We start from the raw sequence: 20,646 nt of genomic DNA on the forward strand, positions 1-20,646 counted from the left end.
ATTGCAATCAAAAGCGCATTTTGCCTGCGGGTTTTCAGCACATTAGCGCCATCAGGGTTGATTGCTGCCCCTTGGGCTGTAGAGATTGGCGGATCGGAACAGACGGGAAAGACAATGAGCCAGAGCCGCAGCAACCAGAAAGATGCCTATGCGCTGATCCTCGAGGCGATCGACTCGGGGATCTACAAACCGGGCGACCGGCTGGTGGAAAGCGACCTGGCCGAGCGGTTTGGCGTGTCGCGTACCCCGATCCGCGAGGCGCTGCAGCGGCTGGAGACGCAATCGCTGCTGGAGCGTGACGGGCGGTCGCTGATCGTGGCCTCGCTGGATCACAACCAGATGGCTGAGCTTTATGTGGTGCGGCGCGAGCTGGAGGGGCTCGCGGCGCGGCTGGCGGCGCGCCATGCCACCGAGGAAGAGATCAAGGTGCTGAAGGAGATGGTGGAGGCGGACGACGCGCTGATCGGCAATCCGGCGGAGCTGTCCAAGGCCAACCGCCGTTTCCATGAGCAGATCCACCTGGCCTCGCACAACCGCTATCTGGTGCAGCAGCTGGATCTGGTGCACCGGACCATGGCGCTGATGGCGACCACATCGCTGGCAGCCGAGGGGCGCAGCGAGATTGCCCAGTCCGAACACAAGGGCATTGTCGAGGCGATCAGCCGCCGAGACGAGGAAGCTGCGGGGCAGGCGCTGAAGGATCACATCTCGATTGCCTTCATGACCCGGCTGAAGCAGGACGCCAGCGGGCGGGGATAAGCCGGTTGAACCGGCGTCCGTGGCGGGGTTTGGCGGTGGATTTGACCCCATGGGCCGTCTTGTCCCAGAAAAAGGGCCGGGCCAGCAGCTCATAAGCCGCCTTGGCGGCGGCGAGGGCGCCCATCGGGAAGTAGAAGATCATTGCAGGTGCCCAGATTGCCAGCCAGGGGCGGCCCATCGCCCGGGCGGCGGTAACGCAGATGAGCAAGCCCAGGAGTTCGAAAAGCACCAACGCCGCCGCCGCCAGGCTCAGCAGCAGCGGCGGTGCGGCGCCTTCGCTGGGATGCGGCAGCCCCAGGGCGATCAGCCAGAACGACCACAGGAGCGGCGCAAACAGGAACTGCCCAAGCGTGCCCAGGAAGAACGCCTGAAATCCCAGGAAACGTTTCCAGCCAAGGTCGGCCAGCAGCCGCAGCGGCTGGCGCATATGCACCAGATACGTGACCATGAACCCCTTCAGCCAGCGCGAACGCTGCTTGACCCAGGGCCAGGGGCGGCAGTTGGCCTCCTCGTAGGTGGTGCTGGGCAGCATCTCGGTGCGGTAGCCCGCACGGTACAGGCGGACACCCAGGTCGGCATCCTCAGTCACGTTGTGGGCGTCCCAGCCGCCCAGCTTCTCCAGCACCTGGCGGCGCACGAACATCGTGGTGCCGCCCAGCGGCACCACCAGGCCCAGCCGGGCGATGCCCTGCAAAACGATGCGGAACCAGCTGCCGTATTCCAGCGTGAAGCAGCGCGAGATCCAGTTGGCATGCGGGTTGTAATAGTCGAGCACGCCCTGAACGCAGGCGGTCTGGCTGTCCGCCCGGGCAAAGGCCTCTGCCACTTTATCAAGCTGGTCCGCCTCGGGCGCGTCTTCGGCGTCCCAGACACCGATGATCTGGCCGCGGCAGAAGTTCAGTGCATAGTTCATTGCCCGCGGCTTGGTTGTCAGCCCGCCGAAGGCCGGAACCTCAACCACCCGGATCCAGGGCGGCAGGCGGGTGTTTTCCAGCGCTGTCCGGGTGACGCTGTCATGCGCCTCCAGCACCAGGATCACGTCGGTCAAGGCCCGGGGGTAGCTGAGCTTGCTGAGGCGCGACAGCAGGGCGCGGCTGATCTCGGCCTCCTTGTAGAGGGGAACCATGACCGAAATGACAGGCCGCTCCGCACTGCTCGCCCGGCGGGCGGCAGGCGTCGGGAGCGGAGTGAGGCGGCAGCGAGCGCGCGCAGACCAATGAGCCGCCAGCCCGCAGAGCCTCAGGCTCGAGAACAGCAGGACCGAGAAGAGGGCCAGCAGGCTGAGAGCAGTAAATACTGCTGCGGGAGCTATGCAGCAGAAGTACAAAGCGGGCAGGGCGCAGCCAGCGGCGAGGGCGCGGCCCCTGGCGGGATTGAGGCTGCGGCAGCTGAGCCGGGGCGCAACGCTGCTGCTGGCCTCGCGCACAAGGGCGGGGCTGAAATGGCTGGCAAGCAGCGCTGTGATTTGCGCTTCGCCTGCCAGCACCGGGGTGACAGATCCGAAACTGTCTTCCAGGTCCTGCCGGACCGCCTCGAACAGGTCCGGATGGGCGACAGCGACGGTGAGGGTCTGGCCGAGCTGCAGCCAGGGCAGGAGGCAATTGCGCAGCCAGAAGCTGGCGGGCTTGCGGGCCAGCAGCCGGGGGCTGGCGACCTGGCCGGTCAGATCGGCGCGCGGCATTCCGTACTGGCTGGCCAGCGCGTCCTGCACCTGGTCTTCGCTGGCGCGCTCCTCCGCCACCAGCGCCCGCCCCAGCGCCGCCTTCTGGTGCCGGCGCAGAACCAGCGCCTTCATCATGCTGCCGCTGTCCTCCGGGGGCCGCGGCTGCGGGGAGGGCTCCCCAACGGGCTGCGGCGGCCGGGGCGGCGGCAGCGGCTTTGACAAGAACCTCATCGCCTGCCCGCAACACTGATACCCGAGGCTGTCAGGCTGGCGGCGGGGATTTAAGAATTGGTAAATGCGGCGTTAACCATGCTGCCGGGCAGCATGGTTAACAGCTTTTTTATGCAGATTTGCGCTCGGCCATCGCCTCGGCAAAGCGCTCGAACAGGTAGAAGCTGTCCTGCGGGCCGGGGCTGGCTTCGGGGTGATGCTGCACCGAGAAGACCGGCTTGCCGGCAATACGGATGCCGCAGTTGGAGCCGTCGAACAGCGAGACATGCGATTCTTCGACGCCCTCGGGCAGGGTCTGCGCATCCACTGCAAAGCCGTGGTTCATCGAGGTGATCTCCACCTTGCCGGTGGCATGCTCCTTGACCGGGTGGTTGGCGCCGTGGTGGCCGTGGTTCATCTTGACGGTCTTGGCGCCCAGTGCCAGCGCCAGCATTTGGTGGCCCAGGCAGATGCCGAAGACCGGCAGATCCGCCTTCAGCACGTCCTGGATCATCGGCACGGCGTATTCACCGGTGGCCGCCGGGTCGCCCGGTCCGTTGGACAGGAACACGCCGTCGGGGCTGTGGGCCAGCACCTCTTCCGCTGTCGCAGTGGCGGGCAGAACGGTCACGTCACATCCCGCGCTGGCCAGGCAGCGCAGGATGTTGCGCTTGGCGCCATAGTCGATGGCGACAACCTTGTGCTTGGGGGCTTCCTGACGGGCGTAGCCGTCGGGCCAGGCCCAGCGCATTTCGTCCCAGCGGTAGCTTTGCGCGCAGGTCACGTCCTTGGCCAGGTCGAGACCGACCAGGCCGGACCAGCCGCGCGCCTTGGCGACAAGCGCCTCAATGTCGAAGTTGCCCTCCGGGTCATGCGCCAGCGCCACATGCGGCGCGCCCTGCTGGCGGATTGCGCGGGTCAGGCGGCGGGTGTCGACGCCGCCGATGGCAATGCGGCCGGTGCGGGTGAGCCACTCCTTCAGCTCTTCGGTGGCGCGCCAGTTGGACGCCAGCGTCGGGTCCCATTTCACCACCATGCCGGCGGCCACCGGATCGGCGGTCTCGTCATCTTCCGGCGTGACGCCGGTGTTGCCGATATGGGGGAAGGTGAAGGTGACGATCTGGCCGGCGTAGGAAGGATCGGTCATGATCTCCTGATAGCCGGTCATCGCGGTGTTGAAGCAGAGCTCGGCCACGGTTTCGCCGGTGGCGCCGAAACCGGTGCCGTAAAAGACGGTACCATCGGCGAGCGCCAGGCATGCGGTGGGCTTGGTCGGGGCGGAAGCGGCCATTGCGCGAGTCTCCATGCGGGTGAAATTCATGGGCTTGTAAGGGGGGCGCGTCAGCGGGTCAAGCCTGCAAGGGCCGGGCAGGCTGACGCGGGGTCCGGCTGTGAAAATTTACTGTAAACTTGCACAGCAGAGACAGAATGGATAACCATCAGTGTCCGGCAACCATGGGGATGCTTTTGAGTATGGATACGCACACCCGGGTCAATCAGGCCCTGAAGCAAGCGATGAAAGACAAGGCGGCGGAGCGGCTGTGTACGCTGCGGCTGATCAATGCTGCGATCAAGGACCGGGAAATCGCCGCCCGCGCCGATGGCGAGGAGGGTGGCATCGGAGAAGAGGAAATCCTGGGCATTCTGGGCAAGATGACCAAGCAGCGCAAGGAAAGCGCCCGCGCCTATGAGGAAGGCGGGCGGCTGGACTTGGCAGAGCGGGAGCTGGGCGAAATCGCCATCATCGAGGAATTCCTGCCGCAGCAGCTGAGCGACGAGGAGGCCGCCGACGCGATCACCGCCGCAGTGGCTGAGACCGGTGCCGAATCGATTCGCGACATGGGCAAGGTGATGGCCGCGCTGAAGGCGAAATACACCGGCCAGATGGATTTCGGCAAAGCCGGGCCCCTGGTCAAGGACCAGCTCTGCAGCAAGGGCGGCTGCTGATCAGCCGTGCGCGCTTGCGCGCGCTGCCTCCGGCAGGAGTATTTCCGGGAAAGATGAAAAGAGCAGGCCCGTTTCAGCGGGCCTTTTCTTGTGCGGCTCAGCGGGTGAAGGCGGACTTGAGGTCGCCGTAAAGCGCGACCCGCTCCTCCTCTGACAGGAAGGCGCCGATCTCCACCTCGCGGCCGCAGCCGTGCAGGGTGACGTAATGCGGCACCGGGCCGTCGTGGTCGTGCATCTCGACCCGGGCCCAGTAGCGGTTGCAGTGCCAGCTTTGCCGCTTGCCGTCCGGGTTGATACGCTCCAGGCGGGCGTCCTGGGGGCCGATGGTCAGCACCTCCAGTATCTGGTGGTCGCGGCGGCTGCGGTCCAGCGCCCATTTCATGCCGAACAATGCAAGCAGCAGGAACGGCAGCAGCCCCCACAGCAGGACGGAGCCCAGCACCGGGATCAGCGGCACGCAGATCAGCACCGCCGTGAGGCCAAGGAAGCGCGCATAGCCGCGCGGCGGCAGCGACTGATGCGGCCAGAGGTGCAGCTCGCGCTCGGCACCGGCTTTCGGTCGGGTCCAGTTGTAGGGCATCGGATTGCGCCTGCTGAAAACTGTGTGTGTCTCTTAATGATGTAGCGGAAAGTCCGGATTTCCACCGCCTTGATACCCCAGGCGGGCGTCATGAAAAAAGGCCCCGAAGCAGTCTGCTCCGGGGCCTTTTGAAAGTCAGTGTCTCAGCCGCTTAGTGCGAATGCGAGCGGTCCCACTCTTCCTGCTTGGGCAGGATTTCGAAGGTGTGCTCCGGCGGCGGAGAGGGCAGGGTCCACTCCAGGGTGTCCGCGTATTCGTTCCAGTAGTTGTTCTGGGTGACGCGGGCGCCGCGCAGCAGCGAATAGATCACCACGCCGAAGAACAGCAGGAACGAAGCGAAGGACAGGAACGCGCCATAGGACGAGATCTTGTTCCAGTAGGCGAAACCTTCCGGATAGTCGATGTAACGGCGCGGCATGCCCTGACGGCCCAGGAAGTGCTGGGGGAAGAAGGTCAGGTTGGCGCCGATGAAGAACATCCAGAAGTGGATCTGAGCGCCCAGCTCGTTGTACTGGCGGCCGGTCATCTTGCCGAAGTAGAAGTAGACGCCTGCGAAGATCGCAAACACGGCGCCCAGCGACATCACGTAGTGGAAGTGCGCAACCACGTAGTAGGTGTCGTGATAGGCGCGGTCCACGGAGGCCTGCGACAGCACCACGCCGGTCACACCGCCGACGGTGAACAGGAACAGGAAGCCGAAGGCGAACATCATCGGTGCCTTGAACTCGATGGAGCCGCCCCACATGGTGGCGATCCAGGAGAACACCTTAACCCCGGTCGGAACCGCGATCACCATGGTGGCCAGCATGAAGTAGGCCTGCTGGTTCAGCGACATGCCGACGGTGTACATGTGGTGCGCCCACACGACAAAGCCCAGCACGCCGATCGCGATGATCGCCCAGACCATCGGCAGGTAGCCGAACACCGGCTTGCGCGCGAAGGTGGCGATGACGTGGGAGATGATGCCGAAGCCCGGCAGGATCACGATGTACACTTCCGGGTGGCCGAAGAACCACAGGATGTGCTGATACAGGATCGGGTCGCCGCCGCCTGCCGCGTCAAAGAAGGTGAAGCCGAAGTTGCGGTCCATCAGCAGCATGGTGATGGCGCCAGCCAGAACCGGCAGCGACAGCAGGATCAGCCAGGAGGTGACGAAGATCGACCAGGAGAACAGCGGCACCTTGAACAGGGTCATGCCCGGGGCGCGCATGTTCAGGAAGGTGGTGATCATGTTGATCGCACCCAGGATCGACGACGCGCCGGAGACGTGCACGGCAAAGATTGCCAGGTCCATCGAGTAGCCGCCTTCGTTCACGGACAGCGGCGGGTACAGAACCCAGCCCACGCCGGAGCCCAGCTGGTCATTGCCGCCCGGGGAGACAACCGAGAGGACCGCCAGCGAGGTGCCTGCGACATACATCCAGAACGACAGGTTGTTCATGCGCGGGAAGGCCATGTCCGGCGCGCCGATCTGCAGCGGCATGAAATAGTTGCCGAAACCGCCGAACAGCGCCGGGATCACCACGAAGAACATCATCAGGATGCCGTGAGCGGTGATCATCACGTTCCAGAGGTGGCCGTTCGGAGTACATTCCGCGGAGGCGTCTGCGAACATGCGCGCACCCTCCAGGCACATGTACTGAACGCCGGGATCCATCAGCTCAAGCCGCATGTAGACGGTGAAGATGACGGAGATGAGACCTGCGATCGCCGAGACGATCAGGTAGAGAATGCCGATATCCTTATGGTTCGTGCTCATGAACCAGCGGGTGAAAAAGCTCCGCTCGTCCTCGTGGCCGTGACCATGAATGGCTGCGTCTGCCATTTAAGGTGCCTCCTGTTGCATAACGAAAGGCCCCCGGAGACGGACTCCGGGCGGCCTGGATTCCTTGCGAGTTTTAGTGTGGCCCGACGGGGCCTTCAATGGCGGAGTTTGATCTGGATCAAGATTTATTGCCGCAGGGCCTTGAAACCGCAGGCTGTGCCCGGTGCCGGCAGCGCTTGACCTCGCGTCCGGGCGCGCGCACAACCGGGAAAAGCCATTTTGGAGGACAGGCGCATGCCCGCATATGATCCCGACAACATTTTTGCCAAGCTCCTGCGCGGCGAGATCCCCTCGACCCGCGTTTACGAGGACAATGATACGCTGGCCTTCATGGATATCATGCCGCGTGCGGACGGGCATCTGCTGGTGATTCCGAAAACGCCCTGCCGCAACCTGCTAGATGCCAGCCCGGCGCAGATGGCGGCGGTGATGCAGACGGTGCAGAAACTGTCCCATGCGGTGATCAAGGCCTTTGGCGCGGATGGCGTCACAGTGCAACAGTTCAATGAGGCGGCCGGCGGTCAGGAGGTCTTTCACCTGCACATGCATGTGCTGCCGCGCAAGGAGGGCGACCGTCTGCGGCCCCCGGGGCAGATGGGCGACATGGACCAGATCCAGGACCAGGCGGAAAAGATCCGCGCGGCATTGTCCGAAGCCTGAGCGCTGCCGGCGGCGCCTGAGCCAGGGACGCCGCCGGCTGCAGCGGAGGCGTCACACCGGTTTTTTCAGTGAATTGTGTACATTTGAATTAAATATTGAATTTTGGTCGGATTTGATCATAGCTGTTTCTCAAATTGGTTGAATGTCAAAGAGGGCGCACGCGCCCAAGCGTATAGGGTCCCAAGAATTGGGGTGGTCCGGCACCAATTGCCCGAACGGATGGGGCGGCAAACGCCGGGTTTTTTTCATTTGACAGGCTGACTGCCTGATTGAGGCTGGCCTTTACGCCGGCCTCTGGGCGTATGCTTGCGGGGCGCGCTGCCTCTTTGGCCTGAATAGTAGTATTGGAGGGGCGCAGTGACGCTCTTGTACCGCGCGCAGGCCTTGTCGCAGGATCAGGTTGTTGCCGCAATTTACGAAACGATGCTCCGGCCGGAGCAATTTGACCGGTTTTTCTCTGTAACGCAGGGGGCGGATGCGCTGCCTGCGGCGGAGGGGGCGCTGCAGCGTCTGCGCAGGGCGCCCGTGCTGCAAGCGCATTTCGCCCGCGCGGCGGATATCCAGGAACAGCAGTGGGCGCAGGCCGGACGCCCGCACCCCAGCAGGTATTCAGGCCCCTGCAGCCGGTTCTGGCTGCTGGCCGGGACCGGGTCCGGCGGCAGGCTGCTCAATGCCTCGCAGCGCGCGGCCCGGCAAATGATGGGATGCAGCGACCTTCCGGCGGCGATGGGGCTGACCCCGGCGGCAGCGGACCGGTGGTACAGCTTTTTGGAACAGGTGCGTCAGGGGGCATTCTCATGGCAGGACGTGCTGGTGCTGGGCACCCGCCGGCCCGGTGAGCGGTTCCTGTGCCGCCCGGTCCGGCCGGACAGCGACGGCAGCGGCCCTGCGGCAGTGATGGCAGAACTTCTGGACTGGGAGTGGGCCGGCGAGGCGGCGGGGCCGGTCGCCGCCGCTTTCGGCCTGCGCGGCTCCGATCTTGCGCCGCTGAAGGCCGCAGCGGGCGGGCCGGGCGGCAGGGTGGCAGACGGGCTGGGTCAACTGGCCGTGAGGGCCGGGGCGCCAGGCACGGCGGAACTGATCCGGCTGACGGCCTTCCTTATGAACGAGCACGCCCGCGACCTGAAAATCGCCCGTGGAGAGCTGCTGCCGCCTGCGGATGAATTCCAGGACAGCAGCGGGCAGCGCGTCCAGTATTTTCGCCTGGGGGCAGAGACCGGCCAGCCGGTGATCTATGTGCATGGGGTGCTGGACGGCATTGCGCCGCTGCAGCGCCTGCAGCCGCAGCTGCGGACGCTTGGATTCCGGGTCTACGCGCCGATGCGGGCCGGCTATGGCGGCTCAGCCCCGCTGCCGCGCGGGCAGGATCCGGCGGATGCCTTTGTGCGCCAGCTTGAGGCGCTGATCAGCCGCGAGAAGCTGCAGCGCCCCGTGCTGCTCAGCCACCGCGTCGGCGCGCTCTACGGCTGCAGCGCTGCCAGCCGCCTTCACAGCCGGATCAGCGGCTTGGTGGCGGTGGCGTCGAATTGCGTGCTCACGTCCCCGCGGCAGTTCTCCGGCCTCGGCGGCTATGCCTGGCTGGTCGCTTTCTGCGCCGCGCGGGCCGGCTGGCTGCTGCCGCTGCTGATGAAGGGCTGGCCCGGCGCCCTGCATTGGTACGGCCACAAGGCCCTGTTGCGGATCCAGACCGCCCGCGGCAGCCGGGAGAGGGACATGCTGGCACAGATGGAGCTTTTGCCGTTGCTGCAGCAGAGCCAGTCGCTGTTCCTGCAGCAGGGCGGGGCCGGGTTCCTGACGGATGTGCGGATGATGCGGCGGGGTGCGCCCAAACCGCCGTTGGCCCGCAATTCGCGTGCGGTATTCCTGCACGGCGGCGAGGATCATGTGGCGCCGCTGCAGGCGGTGCGGGAAACTTTGACCGGCCTGGGAAGCGCCCGGCTGTGCGTCAGCCAGGAGGCGGGGGCCTTGCTGTTTTACACCTTCCCGGAACTGGTTCTGACCGCGTTGCAGGATTGCGCTGCCGCAGCGCGGGAAGTGGCCTAGCTGCCGAACACCTGCCCGAAGCTGCGTTTGAGGGCGACATCCACATCCGCCATGGTGACTGGCAGCCCCAGGTCCACCAGGCTGGTGACCCCGTGTTCGGTAATGCCGCAGGGCACGATGCCGGTGAAATGCTCCAGTTCCGGCTCAACGTTGATCGAGATGCCGTGAAAGCTCACCCATTTGCGCAGGCGGATGCCGATGGCCGCGATCTTGTCTTCTGCCATACCGCCCGAGACGGTGCGCGGCTTGTCAGGGCGTTCCACCCAGACGCCAACCCGGCCCTCGCGGATGTGGCCCTTGATGTTGAATTCGTCGAGTGCGGCGATCACCCAGCTTTCCAGCTGCTCCACGAACCGGCGCACATCGTGGCCGCGCTGGCCGACGTTCAGCATTACATAGACCACCCGCTGGCCCGGCCCGTGATAAGTGTACTGGCCGCCACGCTTGCTCTCATAGACCGGGAAACGGTCCGGGTCGGTCAGGTCCTCGCGCTTGGCCGAGGTGCCGGCCGTATAAAGCGGTGGATGTTCGACCAGCCAGATGCACTCTTCCGCAGAGCCCGCAGCGATTGCGGCGGCGCGCTCTTCCATAAAGGCAACTGCTTGATCGTACTCCACAAGACTGTCCGATGTGATCCACTCAACCATGGCCGAAGCTGTCCTTTTCCATCCTTGCGCAAGGGGTGAGCCGGTTAAACGGCCGTAAAATCCCTAGGTGCAAGCGCTGCCTGTGGAGTATCCTGATTCCGTAACGAGTATCCATAGGGGGCAAGTATCATGTTTACCAAGCCGCTCAAGCCGGCCTTGGCTGCCGCGTTTCTGGCAACCTCGGCCGCGGGCCCTGCAGCCGCGGACGATCTGGGCGCTGCAATTGTCGGGGGCGTCATTGGCGGCGTAATCGTCAATGAAATTCATAAGAACAAGCAGCGCCAGCGCAGCACCACCCGGACCTACCGCCGGGCGCCGGCATATTCCGCGGCCCGGGCTGAAAACCGAGAAACCCAGACTGCGCTAAACTATTTCGGCTTCAATGCGGGCTCCGCCGACGGGGTTCTGGGGCGGCGCTCACGCGCGGCCATCACCCAGTATCAGATCCACATGGGCTATCCGGCGACCGGCCATCTGGCTCCGTATGAGCGCAACTTCCTTGTCAGCTCCTATAACCGCGCGCAGATCGGCGGCCCGCAGGTCATCAAGGCCATGCAGGGCCCGCAGGGCGTGCGCGGCCTGCTGCACAGCTGGCGCGATGAGGCCGCGGGCCTGCGCACTGCCGGCAGCAGCTATGGCGGCAATACCTATGGCGGGCTGCCGCCCGAAGTCAGCCACGCGGTGGATGAGGTCGCCGCCAGCTCCGAGCCTTCCGGTGAACAGCTTTTGCAGCGCACCGGCTTCATGCAGCTGGCCGACCTCAATGGCGACGGCCGCAATGACTATGTGCTGGATACCTCGGTTTCCGGCAGCTCGTTCTGGTGCGGGGCCTCCAACTGTTCGGTGATGGTTTTTGCCTCCACCCCGCAGGGCTACCAGCGCAACGACTTTCTGGCGCGCGGCGTGACGCCCGCCAGCTTTGCCTGTCATCAGGGCACTTGCCGGATGACGGATGCCGGCGCCGAAGCCCCGGTGCAGGCTGCGCAGGAGACCCGAAGCACAGTGACCGCCGCTGCCGCACAGCCAAGCGCTTCGCTGGGCGGCATCACCCTGTTTGACCAGCCCAAGGAAAGCGCGTCGCTGACCAGCTATTGCAGCAAGGTGAGCCTGCTGACCAGCTCCAACGGCGGCTTCATGACGGCCGACAGCATGACCGACCCGGAACTGGCGCTGGGCGAGCAGTTCTGCCTGGCCCGGACATATGCCATCAACGCAGGCGAGACCCAGGCCGGCAAGGTCAAAGGGGCCACCCAGGCACAAATCGACAGCCAGTGCGATGCCTTCGGCCCTGCGGTGCAGCCCTTCCTGGCCAAGCTCGGCACTGCTGGCAGCGGCGAGGTGATGGGCGATGTGCAGAAATTCGTGCTGCAATCCGGCATGTCGCTGGAGCAGCTGGCCAACACCGCCGGGATCTGCCTGTTCTCCGGCTACCGCCGCGATGACATGGATGTGGCGCTGGGCGCTGCGCTGATCCTGACCGGCATCGGCAAACGGCCCTATGCGGAGCTGATCGGCCACCACCTGGCGCTGGGCTTCGGCGCCCCGAACGCGGCCGAAAAAGCGCAGGAGTGGTACAGCATGGCGGTGATCTCACTGGAGAGCGGCACCGCGCCGGTGTTTGCCCCCGGACAGCCGGGACGTCCTGAGCTGATCAGGGCAGCCTCGGCCAAGCTGGCGGGCGGCCGGGTGCAGCCGGTGCAGGCCTCCGGCGGCGCATCGGCGCTGCCGTCCTTCTCATCTGATTGAGGGGAGCTTTGCAAAGGCATGGCCGGCGTCGCTGCCGGCCATGTGATCGTGCCTTATGACTGTAGAAAGCTCTGACGGGGTGCGGCTGCCCTGGCGGGGCTTGCAGAGGCTGGTGAAGGAATCTGATTATTCCGGGGAAGTGGCCCGGGCGCTTTCTGCGTAAGAAACGCTCAGAAACCGCATCAGCCGGGCGCAAGGCAAATCCTCTGTGTGCCAAGGCGGCAACCGGTTTATCCGCCTGTTCTCAGCGGCTTAGACAGTGGCGGCGGTGGTAGGGAACATTCTGCCTAAAAAAGGCGATTTTCGTCTTCACATCGCTTCCGCGCTGGTCTATACGCCCCTACACCAAGCCTAAGACAGTGCGGTCGTGGCGGAATTGGTAGACGCGCAGCGTTGAGGTCGCTGTTCCTTAACCGGAGTGGAAGTTCGAGTCTTCTCGACCGCACCAACTTTCCCGAAAATTAAGCCTGAACAAGCAGCCGCTTGCTGAAGCGAGACTTGACGGCGTGTTGCGGGAATATCAGCTGCGGGCTGCTTTGCGGGCGGGGTGCGGTGTTTCCCGGTTCCGGCAGGTCGGCGGGGCGGTTATAAGCGCAGATGCTCCAGGCGCGTCTGCCGGGGCCAAGAGCGCCATAACGTAAAGCAGCAGTATGCCCAGCCCAACAAACGGGAAACGCGACAGCAAGATCCTTGAACGCGAGCTTTCTGCACTGTCCTTGGGGCAGTCCGTCCTGCTGGACGCAGTGGAAATACCAAGCGGCACTGGCCGCTTGGCCCGCCTGTTCTTCAAATCCGGCACCCGGCGGGAGGGGCTTGATACAGTTTCGCAGTCCGGCAAGACGGTCTTGCACAACTATGGCGGCGCGCCTGTCCTGGACGCAGAAATCGACGGCGGGCACCGCACGGTTGCGGTCCGCGTTGATGGCTCGCAGTTCGACATCAGTCTCCACCCGGATGAGACGGAACTGTTCGCAGGCCTCAATGTTCTGGCGGCGGTGCGCAATGGCGAAACAGCCCAGACCGCAGCCGAATGGCTGCGGTTTCATGCCGAACAGCATGGACTGCAAGGGGCAGTTATCCTGGACCGGGCCCCGCCGCAGGAAAGCCGCCGCTTCATCAAAGAGCTGCAGGAGCAGGCGGAAAGCATCGAGGGGCCGCGGCAGGTTGTGGTGGTGCATTCCAAACTGCCTCTGGGCAAGGATGGCCTGCCGGAGGAGGCGCATCCCTTCAACGTGCCGGGCGCTCCGGGCAAGGACCGTATGGAGATCCCGCCTGCCGACCCGTGGCGCGCGCCGCTGGGCGAGTTTCTGATCTACGAGATTCTGCGCGCGCGCTTCCTTGCGCGGGCGAGGGCGGTTGCCAACATCGACCTGTTCGATCTGCTGGCGCCCGGCGATGGCCCGGGTGCCTTTGACCGGGCTGCGGCGGCGCCCTCGGGCTGTGTGCGGCTGGGCGGGGTGCAGGCCTACCCCTGGCGGGTGCGCAAGGAGAACGAGGCCTCCTTTGCCGATCACATCTGCACCCAGTTCGACGCCACCGGCCTGCGTCCGCGCTGGTGCCTTGCACCGGCCAAGGCCGGAGAGGGCTGTATCTGGCGCCTGATCCGCGTGGTGGGGGCAGAACCTGATCCGGCGGATGATCTGCGTTTTTACCGCTGCATGGCCTTGCGCCACCCAACTGACACCGTTTCAAAAATCGTGCCGAAAACCAGCCTCGTGGAGACCCCGGCGCTGCTGGACCTGGCCACCGGGTATTTCGGCGCCAACCCCGTGCGCATTCCCGGGGAACAGACCATCCGGCGCAGTGGAGGCACGCCCAGAACCGCCATTGTCACGACGATGAAGAACGAAGGGCCGTTCATCCTGGAATGGCTGGCCTATCACCGGGTGATTGGGGTCGACGATTTCCTCGTCTACACCAACGATTGCACCGATGGCACCGACACCATGCTACAGATGCTGCAGGAAAAGGGCCTTGTGCAGCACCGCGAAAACCCGTTCCGGGGAACTGATTTGAAACCGCAGCACGCAGCCTTGCAGGCGGCGGAGGAAGAGCCGGTCATCCGGGATGCTGAGTGGCTGGTCTGCATGGATGTGGATGAGTTCATCAACATCAAATGCGGGGAAGGGCGGCTGGCAGACCTGTTTGAGGCGGTGGGCGATGCCAACATGATCTCGATGACCTGGCGGCTGTTCGGCAACAACGACGTGCGCGATTTCACTGGCGATCTGGTCACCCGGGAATTCAGCCGCTGTGCCTTTGAGGTGACCCGCAAGCCGCATCAGGCCTGGGGCTTCAAAACGCTGTTCCGCAACACGGGCATTTTCAAGAAACTCGGGGTCCACCGCCCCAAGGGGCTGAAGCCGCAGCTGTGGCAGGACATCCGCTGGGTCAACGGCTCAGGCCGGGACATGCCGCGGGAGATGTTCCGCAATGGCTGGCGCTCGTCGATGAGCACCTATGGCTATGACCTGGTGCAGCTGAACCACTACGCGGTGCGCAGCGCCGAAAGCTTCCTGGTCAAGCGCGACCGCGGCCGGGTGAACCACGTGGACCGGGACCAGGGTCTGTCCTACTGGTTCCGCATGAACAACAACGCCGAGGAGGAACGGTCGATCCAGCGCATGATCCCGGCGCTGGAGGCGGAGATGGCGCGGCTGCTGGCGGATCCGGATATCGCAGCGGCGCATGAATATTCCTGCCGCAAGCACCGCGAAAAGATCGAGGAGCTGAAGACCCGCGACGATATGCTGGCACTGTTCCAGGAACTGACCGGGGACAAGCTGCGCAAGTTGTCGCGGATGCACGCGCATTTCGGCGCCAATGTGTTCCTCAGCGGCCCGGGCGTGATCCCGGACGGGATTGCCGAAAAAGATCCGGACAGCGACTTCTGGTTCACGGTGGCGCGCGGGGAAACCACACATTGAACCTTCCGAAGCCCGCCAGATTGACAGGGCTTCAGGCGCCGGAGTAATTTTCGGTAACAAAAAGGCGCGGTTAGACGGCCAGTGCGTTGGGTTTGATAAGGGGCAGGTATCATGGCACTTCCGGCGATTGCGTCGCTATGGGTGGGCGCTGAGCTCAGCTGGCTGGAGCAGCTTTGCCTGCAGTCCTTTTTGGACAATGGCCATGAAGTGATCCTGTTCACCTATGACGAGGTCAAGGGCGTTCCCGATGGCGTGCACGTGGCCGATGCCAATGAAATCCTGCCTGCTGAGCGCATCATCCGCCACGCGAAAACCGGCAGCCCGGCGTATCACGCCGATATCTTCCGGCTGCATATGCTGCGCCAGACCGACTATATCTGGGCCGATACCGATGCCTACTGCTGCCAGCCTTGGGACATCAGGGGCAAACACTTCCACGGGTGGATTTCGGACGATAAGCCGATGGTCAACAACGGCGTGCTGCGGCTGCACAAGACCTCCAAGACGCTCAAGGCGATGCTGCGGTTCACCAGCGACGAATATCCCATCCCGCCCTGGTACAGCGCGCAGAAACAGGCGGAACTGCGGGCGCTCAAGGAGTCCGGGCAGGGGGTTCACGTCTCGCTGCTGCCCTGGGGCGTCTGGGGGCCTGATGCGCTGACCTGGTTTTTGCAGGAAACCGGCGAGGTCTCGCACTCCCGTCCGGGCCATGTGATCTATCCCGTGCCGTTCAAGCGGGCAGGGGTGGTGCTGAACCCGAACCGCCCGAACCAGGCGCGCGGCCATATCCGCAGCGATACCCTGTCGATTCACTTCTGGGGCCGCCGCTTCCGCAATATCGCGGCCAAATACGGCGGCGTGCCGGCCGAAGGGTGTTATGTGCACGAACTGCTGGCCAAGCACGGGATCAACGCGGAGAAAACCCGCCACCTGCTGCAGGCCGACCCCGGACCGGAAGAGGCCGCTTCGGAAATGATGGACCCGTCCGCGTTGGATTTTTCGATGTTCAGCGACCGGGACGTGGCCAATATTCTTTTGCAGCGCTCAGAGCTGGCTCGCTCCGGTCAGACCATCAGGGATTGGATGGCGGGCGACGAGGCGCTCCTGCTGGCGGAAGCCCGGGCGCAGCGGGACCATATCCTGCAGGAGTCGATCCGGATTGCGGAACGGGAATGCAGTTTCTTCTTTGGCTCCACCGATGCCATCGCGCCCAAGCGGGCCGCCGACATCGGCTGCGGCTATGCTTTTGCCAGTCTTCTGCTGCACCGCCGCTACGGCTGTGAAATCGTGCTGATCGACATCGAAGAGGGCAATGGCCGCCATTTCGGCTTCCAGGGCGAAGGGGCAGGCTACACCAGTCTGCAGACCGCCCGCGCGTTCCTTGAGAAGAACGGCGTTCCGGCTGAGAAGATCACCACCATCAACCCGAAAGCCGAAGACACCGCGGCGCTGGGCGGTTTTGACCTGGTCATCAGCCTGGCGTCCTGCGGGTTTCATTATCCCGTGGGCACTTACGAGGATCTGTTCCGCAATCAGATCAACAAGGGCGGCGGTATCGTGCTGGACATCCGCAAGGGATCCGGCGGCATCGGCGCGATGAAAAGCTTTGGCGCTGTCGATGTGCTGGCCAAGCACGGCAAATACTCCACCGTTCTGACCCGCGAGGCCCAGCAGAAATGACGGAAATTCTTGAAACGCACGGGGTGAAAATCCCGCTGGACCCGAACGTCATCACCTCAAAGATCGAACGCGCAATCCGCAAGGACCGCTATGAGCTCGACGAGGTCTCCGGCACCCCGAAGTTTCTGGAGAAGGACGATCGGGTGATTGAGCTGGGAGCCGGGATCGGATTCATTTCTTCTTTCCTGGGCGTCCGTCTCGGCGTCGAAAACGTGCTCTGCGTCGAGGCTGATCCGACGCTTTGTGCCTTCATCCGCAGCGTCCACGAACTGAACGGCCTGCAGGCAGCGCAGGTGCGTAACTGCGTTGCTCTGAACGATGGGGCAGCCGAAGCCCCGGTTCCCTTTTATGTCCGCGAACAATTCTGGTCGTCTTCGCTGGACGGGGAGGAGCCTTACCAGAAGGCAATCGAAGTTCCGGGCATCCGCCTGTCGAAACTGATCCGGGACTTCAAGGCCAACACGCTGATTGTAGACATCGAAGGCGGCGAGCGGGATTTGTTCGCGCCGGCGGATCTGAGCGGGATCGACAAGATATTCCTGGAGATCCATACGCGAAAAATTAAGAGAATTGGGATAAAGCATTGCTTTGACGCGCTGTCGCAGAGCGGCTTTTGCTACGATCAGCAGGTCAGCCGTGGCGGATCGGTCCTGTTCCGGCGCATCCCAAGATGGCAGCTGAAAAAATATGCTGGATAACGGTTTCGACTTCCAAACGGTTCTGCCCGCACTGGATGCGGATGACGTCGAAAGTATTGCGGATGTGAATGGCCAGGCCCCCGGTTTGGCCGTCTTGCTGCACCAGCGCTATGGCTGCAGTATTGATCTTGTCAGCCTCGACAGCAGCGGCACCTTAGTTCCCCTTCCTAAGGAGCAGCTGGCTGACTATCTCTCCCGGCTGGAACAGGGCGGGGTTGGCCGCGAGGCCGTCCGGGTGGCCGACCAGCCGCACAGCCTGAAGCAGTACGATGTCCTGATTTCGCTGAACGGCTTTGGCGCTGTTCACGCGCCCCGGAGGCTTAAATACGTGCTGGACCGGGCGCTGCATCCGCTCAGCCGCGCAGTCTTTGAAATCCGCAAGGGCTCGGGCAGCTACCCGTTCTTAAACTCCTATGGCGGCTGCAATACGCTGAAACTGCCGGAGGACGGTTCCAACGGGCTTGCGGTGCTCTCTGTCGAGCCGCAGGACGATGCAGAGCCGGTCGAAGGCTGGGCGCAGACCGCGCAGGCGCTGGCGGGCAAGGAAGGTTTCTTTGACGAGCTGGAGGAGCATTCGTTTCTGTTCGTTCCCCGCGGCAAGACGCTGGTGGTCACCTTCGACAACCTCGACATCGCAATGACCAAGCGGGCGGACCGGCGGCCGTGGGGCTTCGGCTTCATCGAGGCGCAGGGCTGGTCGATGCTGGGGGTGATGGCCAATGGCTGGACCTGGTTCCGCCACCAGGAAGTCAGCCGGAAGTTTGAGGCGCTGCGCGACAGCGGTTTTTTCAAGCAGTTTTCCCGGGTGGTGTTCTATGGCGCCTCGATGGGCGGGTATGCGGCGGCGGCCTATGCCGCTGCTGCGCCGGGGTCCACGGTGTTTGCGATCAGCCCGCAATCCACCCTCGACAAGAAAATTGTGCCCTGGGAAATGCGCTACAAGAAGGTCTGGGACAGGGACTTTTCCGGTCCCTTCGGCGATGCCGCGCTGGCCAGCCGGGCTGCGGGGGATGTGCATATCATGTTCGACCCTTATGTGGCGCCGGATGCCGCCCATGCCGCCCGGTTCACCGGCGCGAATGTCACCTTCTGGCGCTGCCCGCTGCTGGGGCACCGGCTCGGATCCTCGCTGCAGCAGATGGGTATTTTGCAGGACGTTGCGCGCGGTGCCATTTCCGGCGAGCTGACCCCGCACCAGTTCCACCGCCTGTTGCGTAAGCGGCATGGCTTCCCGCGCTTTCAGCGGGAGCTGGCCAGTCTGGCCTTGGACCGCGGCCATCCCCGGCTTGCGCAGCGGGTCTGCGACTATATTCTGCGTCAGCGGGACGACCGGTTCTTCCGCCGGATGAAGGCGCGGCTGTAGCCCGCGCTGGCAGCGGCGCGGCGGGCAGGCAGGGCACCGCGGACAGAATACCGGGCAGCGGCCGGACACGACAATGAACCAGGCAGACAGCACCATGCGGGACATAACCCTCGCCTTTCACATCGGGGCGCCCAATACCGACAACGGCCAGCTGACCTGGTCGCTGCGCAAGGATGCGCAGCCGCTGCTGGAGCGCGGTGTCATGATCCGCCGTCCCGGGACCTATATGCCCGCGGTTACCAGCCTGATGCGCAAGCAGCACAAGGGACTATTGACGGATCAGGAGCGCGAAGCGCTTCTGGCTTCCATCGTCAAAGACCAAGACGTGTCGCGTCTCATTCTGACCAATTCGGGCTTTCTGGGGGTGCCCGGGTGGATGCTCAGCGGCGGACGGCTGTTCCGCAACGCAGGCAGCAACGCCGCGGCTCTGCGGCGTGTGTTTCCAGGCAATCCTTGCGAATTCTTCCTCGGCTTGCGCGATCCGGCAGCCCTGATCGGACCGGTGTTCCGGTCGCAGTCAGGCAGAACATGGGAGCAATTCGCCGGACGCACGGACTTTTTGAACCTGCGCTGGTCCGATGTTGTTGCGGACATTCAGGAGCACAACCCGGGCTGCCGCCTGACCGTCTGGTGCAATGAGGAGACGCCGGTCATCTGGCCCGGTATTCTGGGGCATGTGACCGGTCTGGGCAGCAGCTTCCGCTTCAGCGGTGAGTTCGACATCACCCGCGGCATCATCTCCGAGCAGGGATATGAGCGGCTGGAGGCCTATCTGTCCAGCCGCCCTGGCTTGTCGGAGGACCAGCGCGAACGGGTGCATGAACTGTTCCTGACCTATTTCCATTCCGAGGCGGCGGTGGAGGAGGAAATCGACCTGCCGGGCTGGTCGCAGCCGCTGGTGGATGCGATGGGTGAAACCTACCTGGCCGATACCGAGCTGATCCGCCGGATGCCCGGGGTCACGTTTCTGTCCTGAGATCCTGGCGGCCGTAAAGCGGCTTCATCAGGATTGCGGTCAGATACATCGGGATCTGATAGCAGCCGAGGAAGATCAGCAGCGGGTCTGTCGTGGCTGCGGGCAGGGCGATCAGGAAGAGGGCGAAGTTCCTGTTTCCGGCGACCACGGATACGGGCACCGCGCCACTGCCCGCGCGGCGGCGCAATACGGCAAACACCAGCACTTGCAGGCCCAGGTTGGCCGCCAGGGCAAAACCCAGCCATTGCAGAACCAGCAGCGGGTTCGTGCGCAGTGCCGGCCCCAGCGCGGCCATCAGCCCGACCACAATCACTGCCAGCGCTATCATGGTCAGGCCGTCTATGGCTCTGGCCTGATCCTGGCGCAGCTCCGGCAGCGTCACGCGGCGCAGCAGGAAGGCTGCGGCCACGGTAAGGCCAATGGCGGCGATCAGCCGCCCGGCGGCGCGCAGCACCTCGCCCAGATCGCCCAGGCTGGGCGCCAGCAGGAACACCGGGATCACCGTCAGCGGCATCAGCGCAGTGCCGGTGATCAGCAGGCGGAAGGCAGGTTCCGGCGCGTGACCCATCAGCGCGGTGATATTGGGGCTGCCAGTTACGGAGGGTGCGCTCAGCATCAGGATCAGCGCCACCGCGGCAGGGGTGTGCGCAACGCCGAACAGTGACGCTGCTCCCAGCGCCAGGAGCGGCAGGCCCATCTGCAGCAGGGCAATGGCCTTGAGGGTGCCGATGCCATCCGCCAGCCCGCCTGCCGCCTTGCGCAGCCCGATCCGGTAAGCGTTCAGAAACAACAACCCGGCCACCATTTCCGGCAGCCAGGGCTGGAGCGCTGCGGCCAGGCCGGGCAGCAGCAGCCCGGCCATGAGCCCCAGGACCAAGGCGGCCCGCCCGTGCCGGGCGGCAAAGGCGAGCGCGCGCAGCAT

15 protein-coding genes, 1 tRNA gene and 1 pseudogene are annotated in these 20,646 nt (G+C 64.2%); 11 read left to right on the forward strand and 6 right to left on the reverse strand.

All coding sequences use genetic code 11. The annotated features are described in order from the left end of the window. Positions 1 to 114 precede the first annotated feature (114 nt). On the forward strand, positions 115 to 759 hold the full coding sequence (locus AC4HIX_RS12520) for a GntR family transcriptional regulator (RefSeq protein WP_475046820.1): 645 nt from the start codon (positions 115 to 117) through the stop codon (positions 757 to 759). Here AC4HIX_RS12520 and AC4HIX_RS12525 read toward each other — a convergent pair. Together AC4HIX_RS12525 and carA are read right to left on the reverse strand one after the other, a co-directional pair. After that, positions 719 to 2,557, reverse strand: coding sequence for a glycosyltransferase (locus AC4HIX_RS12525; protein ID WP_490399161.1), 1,839 nt, complete (start codon positions 2,555 to 2,557; stop codon positions 719 to 721). The two genes, AC4HIX_RS12520 and AC4HIX_RS12525, sit on opposite strands and share 41 nt — an antisense overlap. A 205-nt stretch (positions 2,558 to 2,762) precedes the next feature. Next, entirely contained in the window at positions 2,763 to 3,923 is a 1,161-nt protein-coding gene (gene carA, locus AC4HIX_RS12530; protein WP_490399162.1) for a glutamine-hydrolyzing carbamoyl-phosphate synthase small subunit, read from the reverse strand. 182 nt (positions 3,924 to 4,105) lie between these two features. On the opposite strand from carA, the gene AC4HIX_RS12535 reads away from it, so the two are divergent. Continuing rightward, positions 4,106 to 4,579 (forward strand): GatB/YqeY domain-containing protein, encoded by a 474-nt coding sequence (locus tag AC4HIX_RS12535; protein ID WP_490399163.1) that lies wholly within the window; start codon positions 4,106 to 4,108, stop codon positions 4,577 to 4,579. A gap of 97 nt (positions 4,580 to 4,676) precedes the next feature. Here AC4HIX_RS12535 and AC4HIX_RS12540 read toward each other — a convergent pair whose 3' ends face one another. Further along, positions 4,677 to 5,159 carry a DUF2244 domain-containing protein gene (locus AC4HIX_RS12540; protein WP_490399164.1) on the reverse strand — a complete coding sequence of 161 codons (483 nt, stop codon included), beginning with the start codon at positions 5,157 to 5,159 and terminating at the stop codon, positions 4,677 to 4,679. A gap of 151 nt (positions 5,160 to 5,310) precedes the next feature. After that, positions 5,311 to 6,984, reverse strand: coding sequence for a cytochrome c oxidase subunit I (gene ctaD / locus AC4HIX_RS12545; protein WP_222504053.1), 1,674 nt, complete (start codon positions 6,982 to 6,984; stop codon positions 5,311 to 5,313). 234 nt (positions 6,985 to 7,218) lie between these two features. Here ctaD and AC4HIX_RS12550 point away from each other — a divergent pair, with 234 nt between their 5' ends. Both AC4HIX_RS12550 and AC4HIX_RS12555 read left to right on the forward strand, forming a co-directional pair. Beyond that, complete coding sequence (locus AC4HIX_RS12550; RefSeq protein WP_475046811.1) at positions 7,219 to 7,644, forward strand: HIT family protein; 426 nt, start codon at positions 7,219 to 7,221, stop codon at positions 7,642 to 7,644. A 357-nt stretch (positions 7,645 to 8,001) separates the two neighbouring features. Beyond that, a complete protein-coding gene (locus AC4HIX_RS12555) occupies positions 8,002 to 9,687 on the forward strand; it encodes an alpha/beta hydrolase (RefSeq protein ID WP_490399165.1) in 1,686 nt (561 codons plus the stop codon). Here AC4HIX_RS12555 and lipB read toward each other — a convergent pair. Beyond that, a pseudogene (gene lipB / locus AC4HIX_RS12560) lies at positions 9,684 to 10,391 on the reverse strand (lipoyl(octanoyl) transferase LipB); the annotation flags it as partial. The gene AC4HIX_RS12555 and the pseudogene lipB sit on opposite strands and share 4 nt — an antisense overlap. A gap of 72 nt (positions 10,392 to 10,463) precedes the next feature. Here lipB and AC4HIX_RS12565 point away from each other — a divergent pair. The 7 genes from AC4HIX_RS12565 (at position 10,464) to AC4HIX_RS12595 (ending at position 19,724) form a co-directional block, all read left to right on the forward strand. Beyond that, on the forward strand, positions 10,464 to 12,080 hold the full coding sequence (locus tag AC4HIX_RS12565; RefSeq protein ID WP_490399166.1) for a peptidoglycan-binding domain-containing protein: 1,617 nt from the start codon (positions 10,464 to 10,466) through the stop codon (positions 12,078 to 12,080). Positions 12,081 to 12,441: 361 nt separating this feature from the next. Continuing rightward, positions 12,442 to 12,528, forward strand: a tRNA-Leu gene (locus AC4HIX_RS12570). A 202-nt stretch (positions 12,529 to 12,730) separates the two neighbouring features. Next, positions 12,731 to 15,007 carry a glycosyltransferase family 2 protein gene (locus AC4HIX_RS12575; protein ID WP_490399167.1) on the forward strand — a complete coding sequence of 759 codons (2,277 nt, stop codon included), beginning with the start codon at positions 12,731 to 12,733 and terminating at the stop codon, positions 15,005 to 15,007. Between the two features lie 111 nt (positions 15,008 to 15,118). Continuing rightward, positions 15,119 to 16,687: a class I SAM-dependent methyltransferase gene (locus AC4HIX_RS12580; RefSeq protein ID WP_490399168.1), complete on the forward strand. Its 1,569-nt coding sequence runs from the start codon at positions 15,119 to 15,121 to the stop codon at positions 16,685 to 16,687. Further along, positions 16,684 to 17,385: an FkbM family methyltransferase gene (locus AC4HIX_RS12585; RefSeq protein ID WP_490399169.1), complete on the forward strand. Its 702-nt coding sequence runs from the start codon at positions 16,684 to 16,686 to the stop codon at positions 17,383 to 17,385. Before AC4HIX_RS12580 ends, AC4HIX_RS12585 begins: the two co-directional genes overlap by 4 nt. Then, on the forward strand, positions 17,375 to 18,748 hold the full coding sequence (locus AC4HIX_RS12590) for a hypothetical protein (RefSeq protein WP_490399170.1): 1,374 nt from the start codon (positions 17,375 to 17,377) through the stop codon (positions 18,746 to 18,748). Before AC4HIX_RS12585 ends, AC4HIX_RS12590 begins: the two co-directional genes overlap by 11 nt. A 73-nt stretch (positions 18,749 to 18,821) precedes the next feature. Beyond that, complete coding sequence (locus AC4HIX_RS12595) at positions 18,822 to 19,724, forward strand: hypothetical protein (RefSeq protein ID WP_475046799.1); 903 nt, start codon at positions 18,822 to 18,824, stop codon at positions 19,722 to 19,724. Here AC4HIX_RS12595 and AC4HIX_RS12600 read toward each other — a convergent pair. Beyond that, complete coding sequence (locus AC4HIX_RS12600; protein WP_490399171.1) at positions 19,708 to 20,646, reverse strand: hypothetical protein; 939 nt, start codon at positions 20,644 to 20,646, stop codon at positions 19,708 to 19,710. The two genes, AC4HIX_RS12595 and AC4HIX_RS12600, sit on opposite strands and share 17 nt — an antisense overlap.

This window comes from Leisingera sp., from assembly GCF_982940295.1.